Here is a 15,274-nt window from a genome sequence, read left to right on the forward strand (position 1 = left end):
AAAGCCGCGTACTTCGCAATACCTGTCATTCCAGGTCAGAGAGTAATACCCCCGGGCGACCGGCCGGGCGGGCGCGGTCACGCGACGGCTTCGCCCGAGCCCCGGCGGGCGCGAGCCGGGGGGTGGGGGCGGGCGCGCGGTCCCGGCCTCGGGTGGCGGCCGGGGCGGCGCCCGGGAGGGTCAGCGGGTCTCGTCGGCCCTGACCTCGCGCTTGTCCTCGTCCTCGCGTTTGTCCTGTCTGGTCTCGCGCGTGGCCTTGATGGACGCCTTCTTGGCCTTTCCGGTGGCCTTGGTGGACTTCTTCCGCGTACCGGCCATGGTTTCCCCCGTATGGCTGAGTCGCTATTGGCTGACAATGCGCCATATAGGCAGCATCGCCGCGTTAAATACCCATCACCGGAGTGAACCACCCATATGTGGATTCCGTTCGGGCCGTCAGAGCAGGGTCAGCTGCTCCGGCCCGGCGGAGGCGGCCGGCCCGCGCCGCTCGGGCGGGGCCCCGCGCGGGGAGGACGGCGACCGGCGGCCGAGCCCGCACGCCTCGGCCAGCTCACGGACCTGATGGACGACGCGCTGCTGGTAGGCCTTGGGAGCATAGGCGCCCCGGCCGTACAACTCCTGGTAGCGCGGCACCAGGCCGGGGTGCTCGCGGGCGAGCCAGGCCATGAACCACTCGCGCGCCCCCGGGCGCAGGTGCAGCACGATCGGGGTGACCTGCGTGGCCCCGGCCGCGGCGATGGCGCGCACCGCGCGGGCCAGCGCCGCGGGGGAGTCCGACAGGTAGGGCAGGATCGGCGCCATCAGCACCGAGCAGCGCAGCCCGCGGGCCGACAGCGTGGCGCAGACCTCCAGGCGGCGGGACGGGCGGGGCGTGCCCGGCTCGACCGCGCGCCACAGATCCTCGTCGGTGAAGCCCACCGACACCGCGGTGCCGACGTCGGTGACCTCGGCGGCCTCGGCCAGCAGCTCCAGGTCGCGCAGGATCAGCGCGCCCTTGGTGAGGACGGAGAAGGGATTGCGGAAGTCGCGCAGCGCGGCCAGGATGCCGGGCATCAGGCGGTAGCGGCCCTCGGCGCGCTGGTAGCAGTCGACGTTGGTGCCCATGGCGATCGGATGGCCGCCCCAGCGCGGCGCGGCCAGCTCGCGGCGGGCCAGCTCGGCCGCGTTCACCTTCACCACGACCTTGGAGTCGAAGTCGCGCCCGGAGTCCAGCTCGAGGTACTCGTGGCTGCGGCGGGCGAAGCAGTAGACGCAGGCGTGGGTGCAGCCGCGGTAGGGGTTGATCGTCCACTGGAAGGGGACGTGGCTGGCGGCCGGGACGCGGTTGATGATCGAGCGGGCCTGGACCTCGTAGAAGGTCATGCCGCGGAACTCGGGGGTGTCGAAGGTGGTCGCCACCGCGCCGCGGGGGATCAGCGGCACGGCGGCCGCCGCCGGCTCCGGCGGATCGGTCAGGCGCAAGTTGTCCCAGCGCATGCCCTTGATTAGAACAGGCATTCGAGCGAGATCGCAACTCGGTGAAACGCCGGGCAAAAAGCGGGCCACGGGACGGCTAAGGATCTTCATGATGGGGAGGATCGTGCTCACACCGCTTGCGTCGCCGGAGGTTCGGCATGGCCTGGTCGCAGGACGAGGAGCGCTTGCTCGCCCAGATCGAGAGTCATCTCACCGATGACGACCCCCGGCTGGCCGCCCGCCTGGAGTCGTTCAACGAGCGCGTCGTGCGCAAGGAGGCCGGTGACCGCAAGCGCGCCGCCCGCGCCGGCCGCCGGCGAAGAGGCCCGAGCAGGTCGACGATCATCATCCTGGTGAGCTGGATCCTGATCGCCACGCTCATCGCGACGTTGCTGATCATGGTGTTCCGCAACGAGGCGGCGGCCCTGCCGATGTGACGCCCGGCGCCGGCCGGGCGCCCCGGTCAGTGGCCCAGGCCGCGCAGGAAGCGTGCCGCCACCGGCGCGGCGACCTCCCCGCCCATCCCTCCGGCCTCCACCACCACGGCGAAGGCCACCTCGCCGCGGAACCCGATGAACCACGCGTGGGAGTCCAGCTTGGGCCCGGTGCCGAACTCGGCGGTGCCGGTCTTGCCGACGGTGCCCGCGGGCAGCCCCGCACGCTTGGCCGTCCCCTTGGTGACCACCGCGGCCATCATGTCGCGTAGTCGCCCGGCCACGCCCGGCGGCAGCGGCTGCGGCGCGGCCTTCTGCGGCAGCGCGGGCACCAGCGTGGGCGGCCGCCAGGAGCCGTCGGCCACCGCGGCGGCCACGGTGGCCATCACCAGCGGGCTGGCGGTGATGCGCCCCTGGCCGAAGGACTCGGCCGCCAGGTCGGCGAGGCCGGTCGGCGCGGGCATGCTGCCCCGGGCCGCCGGGACGCCGATGTTCAGCGGCTGGTTGAAGCCCAGGCGGCCGGCGATGCGCTCCAGCCCGCCCTCGCCCAGGTGGCGGGCCGCCAGCGGCGCGAAGGTGGTGTTGCAGGAGTGGGCGTAGGAGTCCAGGAAGGACAGCGAGCCGAACGCCTCGTGGTCGGAGTTGCGGATCTCCAGCCCGCCGACGTTGACCTTCTTGGGGCAGGTGACCTTCTGCCGCGGCGTGACGCCCGCGGCGATCAGCCCGGCCGCGGTGACGGTCTTGAACGTCGACCCGGGAGGGTAGCGGCCGTCGAGCGCGCGGTTGAAGCCCCCGCGGTTGTTCACCACGGCCAGGATCTCGCCGCTGGAGGGGCGGATCGCCACCAGCGAGGCGGGTTTGGGCAGGTCGCGCACCGCGGCGACCGCGGCCCGCTGTACCCGGGGGTCCAGGCTGGTGCGCACCGGCCGCCCCGGGGAGCCCTCGATCGTGGTCAGCGTCCGCAGGGCCTTCTTGGCGCCGTCGGTGACCACGACCTGCGTGGCGGGCGTCCCGGCGAGCTGATCCTGGAAGGTCTGCTGCAGCCCCGACCTGCCGATCGCGTCGCCTGGCCGGTAGGGCGCCCCGAGCTTGGCGACGTCCTTGGCGGTGGCCTTGTCCAGGTAGCCGACGAGCTGCTGCACCGAGCCGCCCGCGTCCGGCCCGTCGACGCGGGCGCCGGAGGAGTCCTCGATCGCCGCGCGCTCGGGCCAGGTGGTCTTCAGGTCCAGGTGGGTGGCGGCGGTGAGCGCGGGGTGCACCGCGGCGGGCGTCCAGGCGACCTTCCACCGCCGGTCCTTCACCACCAGGTCCAGCGCGCCGGTGTAGGTCCACCGGCCGGCGTCCTTCAGCGCCAGGGTGGCGGTGTAGGCGGCGGTCGCGCGGTCGTCCCCGGACGGGGCGACCCGGCCGACGCGCACGCCGGTGCGCGACACCCCGAGGTTCTTCGCCACCTCGGCGTACCGGGCCTCGAAGCCGCTCACCGGCGCGGCCAGGTCGGCCTTCATGGCGGCCAGGTCGCCGCGCTCCCAGGCGGCGGCGAAGTGGCGCGCGGTCTCCTGCGCGCTGCCTCTGGTGTGCAGGACGTAGTAGGCGCCTCCGGCGGCGGCGCCCGCGACCACGACGGCCGCGACGGACGTGATCGCGATGATACGGCCGCGCCGCACGTTACCCCCGATGTCTCGACGTCCTGCCGAGCTTAGCGCGGGCCGCCCGGCCCTCGCCGGGAATCGAGGCTGGTCACCGCCTCACCGGCGGATCTTCCCACGTGAGGGGGCACGTGGTCGCGTGGCGTTCAGGCGGCGCGCCGCGGCGCCTCCCTGCGGGCGTAGGCGGGGACGTACTGCTGGCCCGACAGCCGCTGGATGGCCCGCATCACCTCGTCGGTGACCGCCCGGCGGTCCTGCGCGCGGCCCGGGTCGCCGGTGAAGGTGAGCGGCTTGCCGATGCGCACGCCGATGCGCGCGATGCGCGGCACCGCGGCCCCCGGCGGCAGGACGCGGTCGGTGTTGACCATGGCCACCGGGATGACCGGCACCCCGGCGGTCAGCGCCAGCCACGCCACGCCGATCTTCCCCCGGTACAGCCGCCCGTCGGGGGAGCGGGTGCCCTCGGGGTAGATGCCGAACAGCTCGCCGCTGTCGAGCACCCGCAGCGCGGTGTCCAGCATGGCCTGCGCGGCGGCGGCGCTCTCGCGGTCGATGGCGACCTGTCCGGTGCCGCGCATGAACATCGCCATCAGGCGGTTGCCGGTGAAGTACTCCGACTTGGCGACGAAGGTGACCTGGCGCGGCAGCATCGCCGGGAGGAACACCGAGTCCAGGATGGACAGGTGGTTGGAGGCCAGGAGCGCCGCGCCGGAGGCGGGGACGTGCTCCGCCCCGGTGACCTCGGGGCGCCACAGCAGCCGAAGGAAGGGGCGGCTGGCGATCTTCATGATGTGGTACAGCACGTACTCTCCCGGTGTGCGGACGGCAATGACCACCATACGGCTCGCCAGGGCAATGATGCGTTACGGGGTGTTACGGGTGTGCACAAACTGTGACGTCGCGTGGTGAGACGGCGGAGGACCCGCCGCGGGGAAGGGAGCGCGGCGACGGCGTGGCGGGAAAACGTAGAGCCCCGCGGGCGCGCCCGCGGGGCTCTACGTTGTGGCCGATGTGGCGGTCGCCTCCTCGGCGAGAGGCACAACACGGCTCCAGCCGAACGGTATTCCGTGAAGGCGGTAATTGCGGCCCGGGGGACACAAACCACATCGGCTACTACCGACTGTAGCCCACCCGTGGAGGTCGTCCCTCCATCACCGCCACCCGGAACGGCGATCCCGGGGTGCGTACGGGGTGCGCGCCCGGGGCCCGAATGGCAAAGCCCCTCGTCCACGTGCGATTGCCGTGCGCACCGAGATTTTCGGGAAGATGGGGACATGCCGCAGACGCCGCGCCTGATCCTTCGCCAGTGGCGCGAGGAGGACCTGGCCCCCTTCGCCGTGATGAACGCCGACCCCCGGGTGATGGAGCACTTTCCCGCCACGCTGACCCGCGACCAGAGCGACGCGCTGGCCGAGCGGGCGCGGGCGCGCCTGGAGGAGCACGGGTTCGGCCTGTGGGTGGTCGAGGTGCGCGAGAGCGGCGAGTTCGCCGGGTTCACCGGCCTGGTCTGGCAGACCTTCCCGGCGCCGTTCACCCCGGCCGTCGAGGTCGGCTGGCGGCTGCGCCCCGAGTGCTGGGGCCGCGGGTACGCCACCGAGGCGGCCGGCGCGGCGCTGGACCACGGCTTCGGCCCCGCGGGCCTGACGGAGGTGATCTCGATGACCGCGGTGTCCAACGTGCGCTCCCAGGCGGTGATGCGGCGCCTTGGCATGACCCGCGACCCGGCCGAGGACTTCGAGCACCCCGCGGTCCCGCCCGGCAGCCCGCTGCGCCCGCACGTCCTGTACCGGCTGCGCGCGGCCGAGTGGACGCGCCGCCGCGCCGCGGCCCCGGCCTGAGGGCGCGCCCGGGGCGGGAGACCGTCAGGGGCCGCCGGGTCTGAGGGGGCGGGCGGTGGGCATCGTCAGGCGGTCGACCGCCTCTCTGCGGCGGTTCTCCGGGCGGCGGTCGTAGCGGGCGGTGGTGACGGGGGAGGCGTGCCCGACCAGCGCCTGCGCGGTGGCCAGGTCCACCCCGGCGTCCAGCAGCTCGCCGATGAAGGTGCGGCGGAAGTCGTGGGGGGTGCGCTTGGCAGCCCCGGCGGCGGCCAGCCGCCTGGCCAGGATGCCGGCGATGGCCTGCCCGCTCATCGGGGCGGGCCGCCCGCCGGGGGCGCGCAGCCGCCCGGCCTTGTTGACCGGCGGGAACAGTGCGCCCGGCGCCGTCCCGCGCACCGCGAGCCAGGCCTCCAGGCGCGCCACGGCCTCGCGGGTCAGATAGACCAGGCGCTCCTTGTCGCGCTTGCCGCGCACGCGCAGGGAGCGGGCGGCGGGGTCGTAGTCGTCCAGCCCGAGCGCGGCGATCTCGGCGCGGCGGCAGCCGGTGGAGTACAGCACCGCCAGCAGGGCGCCGTCGCGGACCCCGGCGGGGGAGTCGTCCCCGTCGCAGGCGGCCAGGACGGCGCCGGCGACCTCGGCGGGGACGTGCTGCCCGGCCGGCAGGCGCGTGTGGCGCAGGGTCGGCAGGTCGGCGGCGCGGTGGTAGTCCTCGGCGGTCATCTGCCCCAGGCGCCAGGCCTCGCGCATGACGCGGCGCAGCGCGACCAGGTGCTTGTTGACGTAGGCGGGGGACCAGCCCTGCTCGGCGAGGATCGCCCGGACGCGCACGGTGTGCTCGTACCGCAGCAGGTGCCAGGGCTGGCCCGCGCCGGTGGCGGCCTCGTCGCCGGTGATGAGGCGGGCGACGCGGTCCAGGCAGCCGCGCATGGTGCGGCGGGACTCCGCGCCGCTGAGGGAGGCCAGGTAGGCGTGGTAGGGGTCGCCCTCGCGCGCGATCGCCTCGGCGCCGGGGCCGCGTACGGCGGGCACGTCCACGCCGCCGATCTTAGGGCAGACCCCGGCCGCCCGGCCTCCCGCCCCCCTTGTGATCTACGTTGTAAAGGCGGGGGACTGGGCGCGCATGACACTCACCAGACCGGACAACCTGCGGCCGTCGGCCAGGAGGGCGGCGATCAGGGCCAGGTCGTCGGCCCCGTGGCGGGTGAGGGGGTGCCAGGCCTCGCGCAGTTCGCGCAGGGCGGGCTCGGCGCGGGCGCGGCAGGCGGGGTGGCAGGGGTGGACCAGGACGTGGCCGGGGGCGCCGGCGCGCACGGCGCAGCCGTGCCGTTCCAGCCGGTCCACGGCGTGTTCGGCCGCCGCGCTGGTGAGGCCGGACAGGGCGGCCAGGCGGCGGGTGGTCAGGGGGCCGTGGCGGGTGAGGGCGCACAGGCAGCGGAATTCGGCGGCGCGCAGGCCCGCGCGGGCGGCCAGGGCCTCCACCAGGCGGCGGCTCTGCGCGGCCAGGCCGGCGGCCTCCCGTTCGACCGCCTCCAGCAGCGCGACCCCGTCCTGTCCCGCCCTGTCGCCGGGGGCGCCGGACCGGGGTCCCGTGGTGGTCTGGGGGGCGGGGGTGCGGCGGGGGTGGGTGGGGTGGCGGGCCATGTCGTGGTCACTCCCTTCGCGGCGGGGCGCGGGCGCCGGGTTCGGCGTGCGGGCCCGGGTGCGGCGGAGCGGCAGGTGGCCGCTCCGCCGTTCCGCCGGTGTCGCGGCGGGTCGGTGGCCGGTGTCAGGTCCGGGCGGGTTGGGTGTCGGCCGAGGACTGGGTGAGGCAGCGCATCGAGGCGGCGCGGAAGAACGCGGCGAAGCCGTCGGCGGTGGCGGTGTCGCGGGCGTCGGCGAGGTAGGGCACGATGCGGTCCTCGATGACGTGGACGTGCCGCTGGGAGGCCAGGTGGCGGGCGATGCCGGAGAAGTCGCCCTCGTAGTGGATGAAGCGGACCAGCACGTCGTCCTTGACGAAGACGCCGGTGCCGAGCAGGCGGGCGGTCTCGCGGCCGTGCTCGTCGGTGATGACGGGCGACTCCAGGGCGGGCCCGCTGGTGAAGACCTCGGCCAGTTCGTCCTCGTGTCCGGGTCGGACGCGGAAGGTGAGCGCCGCGTAGGGCATGGGATTCCTCCATGGTCGTGGGCGGGGTGGTGGGTGGTGTCGTGGTGGGGCGCGGGCGCGCCGATGGCACCGGCCCGGTAGGCGCGGCCGGTGTGGCGGGCGCCCGCCCGGATGGGGTGTGTCACCCGGGCGGGCGGCCCGGTGGCCGGTCAGTAGGCGGCCACGACCTCGTAGGAGCCGAAGATGCCCAGGCCCTTGTCGTGGTAGCGGGCCAGCGGCGAGGTGGTGGGCAGGTGCTCGGGGCTGCGCTCCCATTCGCGGTAGGTGGGCACGTCGTCCCATTCGCTGAGCACGGCGTAGCGGCGCGGGTCGCGCAGGGAGCGCAGCAGTTCGTTGCCGCGCAGGCCCGGGCGGCCGGCCAGGGTGGTGCTGATCTGGTGGTAGGCGTTCTCGACCGAGCCCCGGTCGGATTCGGGCTCGTTGAGGTACAGCGCGACGCGTACGCGGCCGGGGGCGGGCTGGGCGCCCAGGCGGGAGGCGACCAGCATCGGGGTCATGGAGGTGCCTGCGGGGTCGCGGAAGGGGTCCAGGCGCATGCGGTTGGCGGCGTGCTCGGGGCTGTGCTCGAACTCGCGGAACCTCTCCTCGTTCTCCCAGTCGCTGACGATGTAGTAGACGCCGTCCTCGTCGGGGCTCTTGGCCAGCGACTGGCCGAGGTTGGCGGGCTGGCGGGAGATGGTGGCGGCGATCTCGCGCCAGGTCCGCTCGAAGTCCCGTTCCATGCCGGGGTGGATGCGCAGCTTGACCATGACCCGGTACACGCTGTCCTCGCCCGCCGGGCGTGCCCCGGCCCTGGCGCGGGTCGCGCCGGCCCGGGCGCGGCCGTCGCGCCGCTCGTCCTGCTGGGTCCTTGAGTCCTTGGCGTTCATGCCCACTCTCTTCTTTCCGTCGGACGTGGTGTGGATGGGTGGTGCGGCGGGGGCTTGGGAGCCGTGACCGGGAGGTCTCAGAGGCGGGCGGGGGAGGCGGCGGCGGCCTCTTCGACGAGCTGGCGGATCCGGTTCATCTGGATCACGGTGTTGTCGTTGAGCCGTTTGGTCATCTGCTTGTCGCTGAGCGGGGCGTCGGGTTTCATCTCGAAGTCCTGGACCCAGCGCATGCGCACCGCGTCGGGCACCTCGGTGTACTCCCAGAACAGGTTCATGTACTTGAACCAGCCGGGTTCGACGCGGTGGGCGCGCACGGTCCTGGTGGCGGGGTCGGGGGTGCGTTCTGAGACCCAGCTCCACTGGTTGCCCTCGGCGTCGGGGTGCATGGTGAGGCGGAAGCGGACGGTCGGGCCGCGGCGTTCGAGGATCTCGGTGGCGGCGTACTCGCTGAACAGCGTGGGCCAGGATTCCACGTCGTTGGTCATGTTCCAGACCAGGTTCATCGGCCCGGAGATGATGATCTCGTTGTCGGTGTGTCCTGCCATGTGGTCCCTCCGATGTCAGGCCGCGAGGCGGCGGTTGACGTAGTCGACGGCCGCCTGCGGGGTGCGCATCTCCTCGACGGCGTCGTCGGGGATGCGGACGCCGAGCCGCTGCTGGATGCGGGCGGCCATCTCCAGCACGGCCAGGGAGTCGTAGCCGAGTTCGGCGAAGGAGATCTCGCCGATGTCGTCGCCGAGGTCGATGCTCTCCGGGACGCCGGCGCAGCCGCCCATGATGGTCCTCATGTCGTCGAGGGTGAACGCGGGCATGGTTGGTCCTCCTGGGTGAGTCGAGTGGGTGAGGTCGGGTCGGGTGTGGCCGCCGCGCGGCGTGGCGGCGTGCGGCGGCGCCGCCGAAGGGCGGCGGGCCGCCGGGCGTGGCGGGCCGGTGAGGACGGGCCGGTCAGGACGGGTCGGGGGCGGTGAGCAGCAGCGCCGCGTTGAAGCCGCCGTGCCCGGTGGCCAGCACCAGGGCGTTGCGGACCGGGCCGTCGCGGGCCGTGCTGCGCACCAGGTCCAGCTCGTAGGACGGCGCGGCGGCGCGCACGCCGACGGTGGGCGGGATGACGCCGTCGCGGACGGCCAGCAGCGCGGTGGCCACGTCCAGCGGGGCCCCGCCGGCGTACAGGCGTCCGGTCATGGTCTTGGGGGCGGTCACCGGCACGCCGTGCGGGCCGAAGACCGCGGAGATGGCCTGGGCCTCCAGCCGGTCGCGTTCGGGGACGCCGAGGGCGTCGGCGAAGACGACGTCCACCTCGCCGGGTTCGACCCCGGCGTCCTGCAGGGCCAGGGTGATCGCGCGGCGCAGGTTGGAGACGGGCGGGTGGCCGGGCCCGGGGCGCGGGTCGAAGGTGGCGCCGTGGCCCGCCAGCGCGCCGTAGGGGCGCGCGCCGCGCTCGCGCGCGGTGGCGGCGTCCTCCATGATGAGCATCGCGCCGCCCTCGCCGGGCACGTAGCCGCAGGCGTCGGCGTCGAAGGGCAGGTAGGCGCGTTCGGGGTCGTCGCGGGTGCTGAGCAGGCCGGTGGAGATCTGGGCGACCAGCCCGTAGGGGCACAGGGAGGCGTCGGTGCCGCCGGTGACCACGACGCGGGCCTGCTGGCGCAGCAGGCGCCTGCCCTGGGCGAGCACGTCCAGGCCGCCGGCCTGTTCGGCGCAGATCACGCCGCAGGGGCCGCGCATGCCGTACCGGATGGAGATCTGGCCGGTGGTGGCGGCGTAGAACCAGGCGATGGACTGGTAGACGCCGACGTATCCGGGTCCTTGGGACCACAGTTTCTCGATCTCGCGCTGGCCGAACTCGGTGCCGCCCGAGGAGCTGGCGGTGACCACGGCCATCTCGTACTCCGGCAGGGCGGAGGGGTCCAGGCCGGCGTCGCGCAGCGCCCAGTCGGCGGCGGTCAGGCCCAGGTGGCTCCAGTGGTCGGTCTGGACGGCCAGGCGGCTCGGGACGTGCTCGGTGTCGTCGAACTCCGAGACCTCGCCGGCCACGCGGACCGGGTAGTGCTCGGCGTCGAAGCGGGTGATGCGGCCGAGGCCGCTCTTGCCGTCCAGCGTGGCGGCCCAGTAGGCGGCGGTGCCGAGGCCGTTGGGCGCGGCGACGCCGATGCCGGTGAACACCGGCCGCGTGTCGCGGCGGCGGGCGCGCCGCGGGGAGGTGTCAGTCATCGGGGCCGCCTCTCGTGCCGGCGAGCCCGTCGCGGTGGCGGGCCAGCAGCATCGCGGTCTGGAATCCGCCGAATCCGCTGCCCACGCTGAGCACCACCTCGACCTTGTGCTCGCGCGCGGTGAGCGGCACGTAGTCCAGGTCGCACTCGGGGTCGGCGGTGCGCAGGTTGGCGGTGGGCGGGACGACGTGGTGGGTGATGGCCAGCGCGCAGGCGGCCACCTCGATGGAGCCGATCGCGCCGAGCGAGTGCCCGATCATGGATTTGATCGAGCTGACCGGCACCTGGTAGGCCCGTTCGCCGAGCGCGTCCTTGAACGCGGCGGTCTCGTGGCGGTCGTTCTGGCGGGTCCCCGAGCCGTGGGCGTTGATGTAGTCGACCTGGTCGGGGCGCAGCCGTGCCTGGCGCATGGCGGTGCGGATCGCCTCGGCCATCTCGCGGCCGTCGGGTTTGAGGCCGGTCATGTGGTAGGCGTTGCTGCGGCCGGCGAACCCGACGATCTCGGCGTAGACGTTGGCGCCGCGCCGCAGGGCCGCGGTGCGCTCCTCCAGGACGAACATGGCGGCGCCCTCGCCGAGGACGAAGCCGTTGCGGTCCCGGTCGAAGGGGCGCGAGGCGGTGGCGGGCCGGTCGTTGTCGGGCGTGGTGGCCTTGATGGCGTCGAAGCAGGCCACGGTGATGGGCGAGATCGGCGCGTCGGCGGCTCCGGCCAGCACGGCGTCGGCGCTGCCCTCCTTGACGAGCTGGTAGCCGTGGCCGACCGAGTCCAGGCCGGCGGTGCAGCCGGTGGAGATCAGCGCGACCGGGCCTTCGGCGCCCCCGGCCCAGGCGACCTCGGTGGCGATGGTGCTGGGGACCATGTAGCCGTACAGCTGGGGGACCCCGTAGGCGGGGTCGACCAGCCATCGGCGGCCGCCGTCGCTGAGGACGACGTACTCCTCCTCCAGGCCCATGGTGCAGCCGACGGCGCTGCCGACGGTCGCGCCGAGCCGTTCGGGCGGCACGTCCTGGCAGGTCAGGCCGCTGTCGGCCAGGGCCTCGCGTGCGCTGACCACGCCGAGCTGGGCGGCGCGGTCCATGCGGCGGATCTCCTGCGGCGACAGGCCGCAGGCGGCGGGGTCGAAGTCGCACTCGGCGGCGATGCGGGAGCGGAACCCGGTGGCGTCGAACAGGGTGATGGCGCGGGTGGCGGTGCGCCCGGAGGTGAGCAGGTCCCAGAACGCGCGGGTGCCGATGCCGCCGGGCGCGGTGACGCCGATCCCGGTGATGACGACCCGGCGGTCCCGGACCGGGCGGCGCGGCCGCCGCGTCGCGGGCCGGGCGCGGGTGCGGCGCCGGGCGGTGGTGGCGCCGGGCTGGTTCACCGCCGGCTCCCTGCCGGGGCCTCGCCCGCCGCCTGTACCGGGGCCGGCGCGCCGGGGCCGGTCGGGTGCGCGGTCCCCACCTCGGGGTGGGCGCCGGTGTGGGGGTTGTCCTCGGTGTCCACGTGGCCGAGTTCGGGGCGCGGGGCCAGCGGCGACAGGTGGAACACCAGGCTCGCGTCCTCGGCGCCGTCGTTGGCGACCCGGTGCCGCGCGCCCTTGGGCACCATCAGGCCCTCGCCGGGTGACAGCACGATCAGTTGGTCGCGTTCGATGAGGACCGACACCCTGCCGTGCACCAGGTACAGGAACTCCTCGGAGTAGGGGTGGTAGTGCTCGATGAAGTGCTCGCCGGGGCGCAGGTGGGCCACGCCCATGAAGCCGGAGGTGGCCCCGGCGGTCTTGGGGGAGAGCATGACCCGGATGTCGCCGCCGCGGCGGCGGTTGGGCGCGACCTGGTCGGCGGCGACCTTGGTGAGGCGGATGTCAGTCACGGCGCTCGGCCTCCCAGGTGTAGAACGGCTCGGCCATGGCGTCCTTGGGCTCGCGCCAGCCGGGGTCGTAGGGCCGGATGTGCTCGCTCAGCCGCTGGTTGATCTCCCCGTACAGCGGGTGGCTGCGCGCCTTGTACAGGTTGGGGGTGATGTCCTGGTCGGCTTCGACGAGGTGGAAGTAGAGCTCGTGGAAGCGGAAGAGCGTGCGCCGGGAGACCCCGATCAGGTGGGGCAGGTCGCTGGAGTCCGAGTCGGCGAAGATCTTGGCGACCGCCTCCGTCTCGGAGGGCTCCATCCGTGCCACGATTAGCGTCCGATGCACCAGACGTCTCCTTTCATCCTTCGACCGCAATGGTTTCCGGAGCCTCTGGAACGCCGCTGATGCCGGCCTAGAGCCCGCCTGGTCCGCCGGTCCGCCCGCCGGTCACGGGCCGAGGACGTGGGCGGGGGCGCCGTTGCCGCACGGGGCGCGCGGCACCAGGACCGGCCCGGTCCGCTCGGCGTGCTCGCGGGGGCGTTCGGCGGGCTGCCCGCCGGCCGGCTCGGCGGCGCGGGTGCCGGGGACGGCCGCGGCCCGCGCCGATCCGCCCGAAGCTTCCTCCGCGGTGCCCGGCCCCTGCCCGGCCCGCGCGGGCTCGGAGACGGCACGCTCGCCCTCGGGGGCGCCGAAGGCGTCCAGCTCACGCTCCAGGCACTCGCGCGCGTACAGCCGCACCAGCTCGTGGACGCCGTAGCGCACCTCGCCCTGCCCCGGCCGGGCCGACAGCAGGCGGCAGTCGGCCAGCCGGGCCAGCAGCCGCTCGGCGTGGTCGGGCTCGCAGCCCAGCAGCGCGCTGGTCTGCCGCGTGGTGATGCCGGGCGTCTGCAGCAGGCCGAGCAGGCGGAACAGGCTGCGTTCGGGGCCGCCGAGCCGGTCGTAGGTGCCGCGGAAGGCGGTGCGCACGTCCAGGTCGGCCACCGACAGATCGGCCAGCCGCGTGCGGGGATCCTCAAGACGGTCGGCGAACCCCCCCAGCGTCAGGCCCTGCCCGGCGGCCAGCCGCGCCCCCGCGCAGCGCAGCGCGAGCGGCAGCCGCCCGCACAATCGCACGATCCGCTCGGCCGCGTGCCGCTCGGCGCTCAGCCGCGCCGGCCCCACGATCTTGCCGAGCAGCTCCAGGCCCTCCTCCTGGGTGAGCGCGTCCAGCTCCACCACGCACGCCCCGGCGAACCCGTGCAGGCCGAACCGGCTGGTCACGATCACCGCGCACCCCGGCGAACCGGGCAGCAGCGGCTGGATCTGCGCGGCCCCGGCGGCGTCGTCCAGCACGATCAGCACCTGCCGGTCGCTGCACCAGCTGCGAAACAGCTTGCTGCGCTCGTCCCGGTCGGCGGGCACGTCCCCCGGCGCCACCCCCGCCGCCCGCAGGAATCCCGCCAGCACCTCCCCGGGCTCGGCCGGGACGGCCCCGCCGAGCCCGGCGAACAACTGGCCGGAGGGGAAGGCGGCGCGCACCCGGTGGGCGGCGTGCACGGCCAGCGCCGTCTTGCCCGCCCCCGGCATGCCGCCGACGCAGATGACCCGCACCGCCGTCCCCGCCTCGGCCAGCGCCGCCGCGATCCGCTCCACCACCGGGCCACGCCCCACGAAGTCGCCGATGTCAGGAGGAAGCTGCGCCGGTTTCACCTCCGCGGGACGCGCGGGCGGCGGCGCGGGCGCCTCGGCGGAGGGCGGCCGGTCCATCAGGCCCGGCTGGTCCAGCCCCGGCTGATCAAGGCCGGGATCGGCCGACAGCAGGCGCTGCTGCAGCCGGCACAGCGCGGGGGAGGGCTCCAGGCCGAGCTGCCCGACCAGCACCTGCCGCAGGTTCTGGAACACCTCAAGGGCCTCGCCGCGCCGTCCCACCTGGTAGAGCGCGGTCATGAGCTTGGCGTAGAAGTCCTCGTTGAGGGGGTAGGTCGCGATCAGCTCCTTCAGCTCGCTGATCAGCTCCCGGTGCCTGCCCAGGCGCAGATCGGCCGACAGGCGCAGTTGCAGGGCCCGCAGCCTGCTCTCCTCCAGGCGGGTGATCTGCGCCGACAGCAGCTCGCCCGCGGCCAGGTTGGCCAGCGCCGGCCCCCGCCACAGCGCCAGCGCCTGGGAGAGGGTGTCGGTGGCGTGCCGGGGGTCGCCCCGCTCCAGGCCGTTCCACCCCTCGGCCACCAGCCGGTCGAAGCGGAACACGTCGATGGTCTCGGGCGTGGTGGCCAGCAGGTAGCCGTAGGGCTGGGTGACCACCGAGGCCGGGCCGCCGGCGCCGAGCATCTTGCGCAGCTTGTAGACGTAGGTGTGCAGGGTGGGCAGCGCGGTCGCGGGGGGACGCTCGCCCCACAGCTCGTCGATGAGCTCACGGGTGGACACGATCTGGTTGTGCCGCAGGACCAGCATCGCCAGCACCGCGCGCACCTTGGCCGCGCTCGGCGTCAGATCGGCGCCGTCGTCGAGGACTTGCAGCGAACCCAGCACCCGGAATTCCATGTGATCTCCGCATGATCCTCGGCGTCGTGCCGGCCGCGGCGCCGGGGAGGCCCGGCGTCTGGTGGACCTCTCGAATTTAGATGAACTCGCTTATCGGAACTTCCGGAAAGATGGCTCATGAGCATAAAAACTGCGAAAAAGTCCTGGTCTGCCCCTCTATTCTTGACCTCGCCCGGGATTATCCGGTGATCGTGCGCCGGTTCCCGGCGCTGAAACACGACTCCGGTGCTGTCTGTTTTGATATGAATTAGGACATAATTCCGGTATAAACTGCCCGAGCCGGTGGGAGGGCCCGCCGGGAACCCTCCGCGCGGCCTCAGAGACACGCCGCCCGGCATCGTCCGGGCG

17 protein-coding genes are annotated in these 15,274 nt (G+C 74.0%); 2 read left to right on the top strand and 15 right to left on the bottom strand.

All coding sequences use genetic code 11. From position 1 onward, the window contains the following. Positions 1-180: 180 nt before the first annotated feature. Both BJ981_RS35325 and BJ981_RS35330 read right to left on the bottom strand, forming a co-directional pair. On the bottom strand, positions 181-318 hold the full coding sequence (locus BJ981_RS35325; protein ID WP_184617861.1) for a hypothetical protein: 138 nt from the start codon (positions 316-318) through the stop codon (positions 181-183). A 117-nt stretch (positions 319-435) separates the two neighbouring features. Further along, complete coding sequence (locus BJ981_RS35330; RefSeq protein WP_184617862.1) at positions 436-1,476, bottom strand: Rv2578c family radical SAM protein; 1,041 nt, start codon at positions 1,474-1,476, stop codon at positions 436-438. 137 nt (positions 1,477-1,613) lie between these two features. Between BJ981_RS35330 and BJ981_RS35335 the strand changes: the two genes are divergently transcribed. Beyond that, a complete protein-coding gene (locus BJ981_RS35335; RefSeq protein WP_184617863.1) occupies positions 1,614-1,892 on the top strand; it encodes a DUF3040 domain-containing protein in 279 nt (92 codons plus the stop codon). 26 nt (positions 1,893-1,918) lie between these two features. Here the strand turns inward: BJ981_RS35335 and BJ981_RS35340 are convergent, their stop codons facing one another. Both BJ981_RS35340 and BJ981_RS35345 read right to left on the bottom strand, forming a co-directional pair. Next, positions 1,919-3,553 carry a penicillin-binding transpeptidase domain-containing protein gene (locus BJ981_RS35340; RefSeq protein WP_184617864.1) on the bottom strand — a complete coding sequence of 545 codons (1,635 nt, stop codon included), beginning with the start codon at positions 3,551-3,553 and terminating at the stop codon, positions 1,919-1,921. A 128-nt stretch (positions 3,554-3,681) separates the two neighbouring features. After that, complete coding sequence (locus BJ981_RS35345; protein WP_184617865.1) at positions 3,682-4,338, bottom strand: lysophospholipid acyltransferase family protein; 657 nt, start codon at positions 4,336-4,338, stop codon at positions 3,682-3,684. Between the two features lie 471 nt (positions 4,339-4,809). On the opposite strand from BJ981_RS35345, the gene BJ981_RS35350 reads away from it, so the two are divergent. Further along, complete coding sequence (locus BJ981_RS35350) at positions 4,810-5,373, top strand: GNAT family N-acetyltransferase (RefSeq protein WP_184617866.1); 564 nt, start codon at positions 4,810-4,812, stop codon at positions 5,371-5,373. 24 nt (positions 5,374-5,397) lie between these two features. Here BJ981_RS35350 and BJ981_RS35355 read toward each other — a convergent pair whose 3' ends face one another. The 11 genes from BJ981_RS35355 to BJ981_RS35410 all read right to left on the bottom strand — a co-directional run bounded on the left by BJ981_RS35355 (position 5,398) and on the right by BJ981_RS35410 (position 14,926). Further along, positions 5,398-6,387, bottom strand: a complete 990-nt coding sequence (locus tag BJ981_RS35355; RefSeq protein WP_239139056.1) for a tyrosine-type recombinase/integrase — start codon at positions 6,385-6,387, stop codon at positions 5,398-5,400. Between the two features lie 54 nt (positions 6,388-6,441). Then, on the bottom strand, positions 6,442-6,993 hold the full coding sequence (locus BJ981_RS35360; RefSeq protein WP_184617867.1) for a MarR family transcriptional regulator: 552 nt from the start codon (positions 6,991-6,993) through the stop codon (positions 6,442-6,444). Between the two features lie 124 nt (positions 6,994-7,117). Beyond that, positions 7,118-7,498, bottom strand: a complete 381-nt coding sequence (locus BJ981_RS35365; RefSeq protein ID WP_184617868.1) for a SchA/CurD-like domain-containing protein — start codon at positions 7,496-7,498, stop codon at positions 7,118-7,120. Between the two features lie 149 nt (positions 7,499-7,647). Next, complete coding sequence (locus BJ981_RS37620) at positions 7,648-8,367, bottom strand: antibiotic biosynthesis monooxygenase family protein (protein ID WP_204070074.1); 720 nt, start codon at positions 8,365-8,367, stop codon at positions 7,648-7,650. A 77-nt stretch (positions 8,368-8,444) separates the two neighbouring features. Beyond that, positions 8,445-8,912 (bottom strand): SRPBCC family protein, encoded by a 468-nt coding sequence (locus tag BJ981_RS35380; protein WP_184617869.1) that lies wholly within the window; start codon positions 8,910-8,912, stop codon positions 8,445-8,447. Between the two features lie 15 nt (positions 8,913-8,927). Beyond that, positions 8,928-9,179 (bottom strand): acyl carrier protein, encoded by a 252-nt coding sequence (locus BJ981_RS35385; RefSeq protein WP_184617870.1) that lies wholly within the window; start codon positions 9,177-9,179, stop codon positions 8,928-8,930. Between the two features lie 133 nt (positions 9,180-9,312). Continuing rightward, positions 9,313-10,575: a ketosynthase chain-length factor gene (locus BJ981_RS35390; RefSeq protein ID WP_184617871.1), complete on the bottom strand. Its 1,263-nt coding sequence runs from the start codon at positions 10,573-10,575 to the stop codon at positions 9,313-9,315. Further along, entirely contained in the window at positions 10,568-11,938 is a 1,371-nt protein-coding gene (locus tag BJ981_RS35395) for a beta-ketoacyl-[acyl-carrier-protein] synthase family protein (RefSeq protein WP_184617872.1), read from the bottom strand. Before BJ981_RS35395 ends, BJ981_RS35390 begins: the two co-directional genes overlap by 8 nt. Next, on the bottom strand, positions 11,935-12,429 hold the full coding sequence (locus BJ981_RS35400) for a cupin domain-containing protein (protein ID WP_239139057.1): 495 nt from the start codon (positions 12,427-12,429) through the stop codon (positions 11,935-11,937). Before BJ981_RS35400 ends, BJ981_RS35395 begins: the two co-directional genes overlap by 4 nt. Then, positions 12,422-12,751, bottom strand: a complete 330-nt coding sequence (locus tag BJ981_RS35405; protein ID WP_184617873.1) for a TcmI family type II polyketide cyclase — start codon at positions 12,749-12,751, stop codon at positions 12,422-12,424. The genes BJ981_RS35400 and BJ981_RS35405 overlap by 8 nt, the downstream gene beginning before the upstream one ends. Before the next feature lie 102 nt (positions 12,752-12,853). Beyond that, positions 12,854-14,926 (bottom strand): AfsR/SARP family transcriptional regulator, encoded by a 2,073-nt coding sequence (locus BJ981_RS35410; protein WP_184617874.1) that lies wholly within the window; start codon positions 14,924-14,926, stop codon positions 12,854-12,856. Positions 14,927-15,274 lie beyond the last annotated feature (348 nt).

Source organism: Sphaerisporangium krabiense, assembly GCF_014200435.1.
GTDB classification, from domain to species: Bacteria; Actinomycetota; Actinomycetes; order Streptosporangiales; family Streptosporangiaceae; genus Sphaerisporangium; species Sphaerisporangium krabiense.

Bases quoted from the DNA above. Each gene is read 5' to 3' on its own strand.
- BJ981_RS35365 (WP_184617868.1), bottom strand. From the start codon at position 7,498: ATGCCCTACGCGGCGCTCACCTTCCGCGTCCGACCCGGACACGAGGAC.
- BJ981_RS35390 (WP_184617871.1), bottom strand. From the start codon at position 10,575: ATGACTGACACCTCCCCGCGGCGCGCCCGCCGCCGCGACACGCGGCCG.
- BJ981_RS35360 (WP_184617867.1), bottom strand. From the start codon at position 6,993: ATGGCCCGCCACCCCACCCACCCCCGCCGCACCCCCGCCCCCCAGACC.
- BJ981_RS35410 (WP_184617874.1), bottom strand. From the start codon at position 14,926: ATGGAATTCCGGGTGCTGGGTTCGCTGCAAGTCCTCGACGACGGCGCC.
- BJ981_RS35380 (WP_184617869.1), bottom strand. From the start codon at position 8,912: ATGGCAGGACACACCGACAACGAGATCATCATCTCCGGGCCGATGAAC.
- BJ981_RS35350 (WP_184617866.1), top strand. From the start codon at position 4,810: ATGCCGCAGACGCCGCGCCTGATCCTTCGCCAGTGGCGCGAGGAGGAC.
- BJ981_RS35335 (WP_184617863.1), top strand. From the start codon at position 1,614: ATGGCCTGGTCGCAGGACGAGGAGCGCTTGCTCGCCCAGATCGAGAGT.
- BJ981_RS37620 (WP_204070074.1), bottom strand. From the start codon at position 8,367: ATGAACGCCAAGGACTCAAGGACCCAGCAGGACGAGCGGCGCGACGGC.
- BJ981_RS35325 (WP_184617861.1), bottom strand. From the start codon at position 318: ATGGCCGGTACGCGGAAGAAGTCCACCAAGGCCACCGGAAAGGCCAAG.
- BJ981_RS35330 (WP_184617862.1), bottom strand. From the start codon at position 1,476: ATGCGCTGGGACAACTTGCGCCTGACCGATCCGCCGGAGCCGGCGGCG.
- BJ981_RS35385 (WP_184617870.1), bottom strand. From the start codon at position 9,179: ATGCCCGCGTTCACCCTCGACGACATGAGGACCATCATGGGCGGCTGC.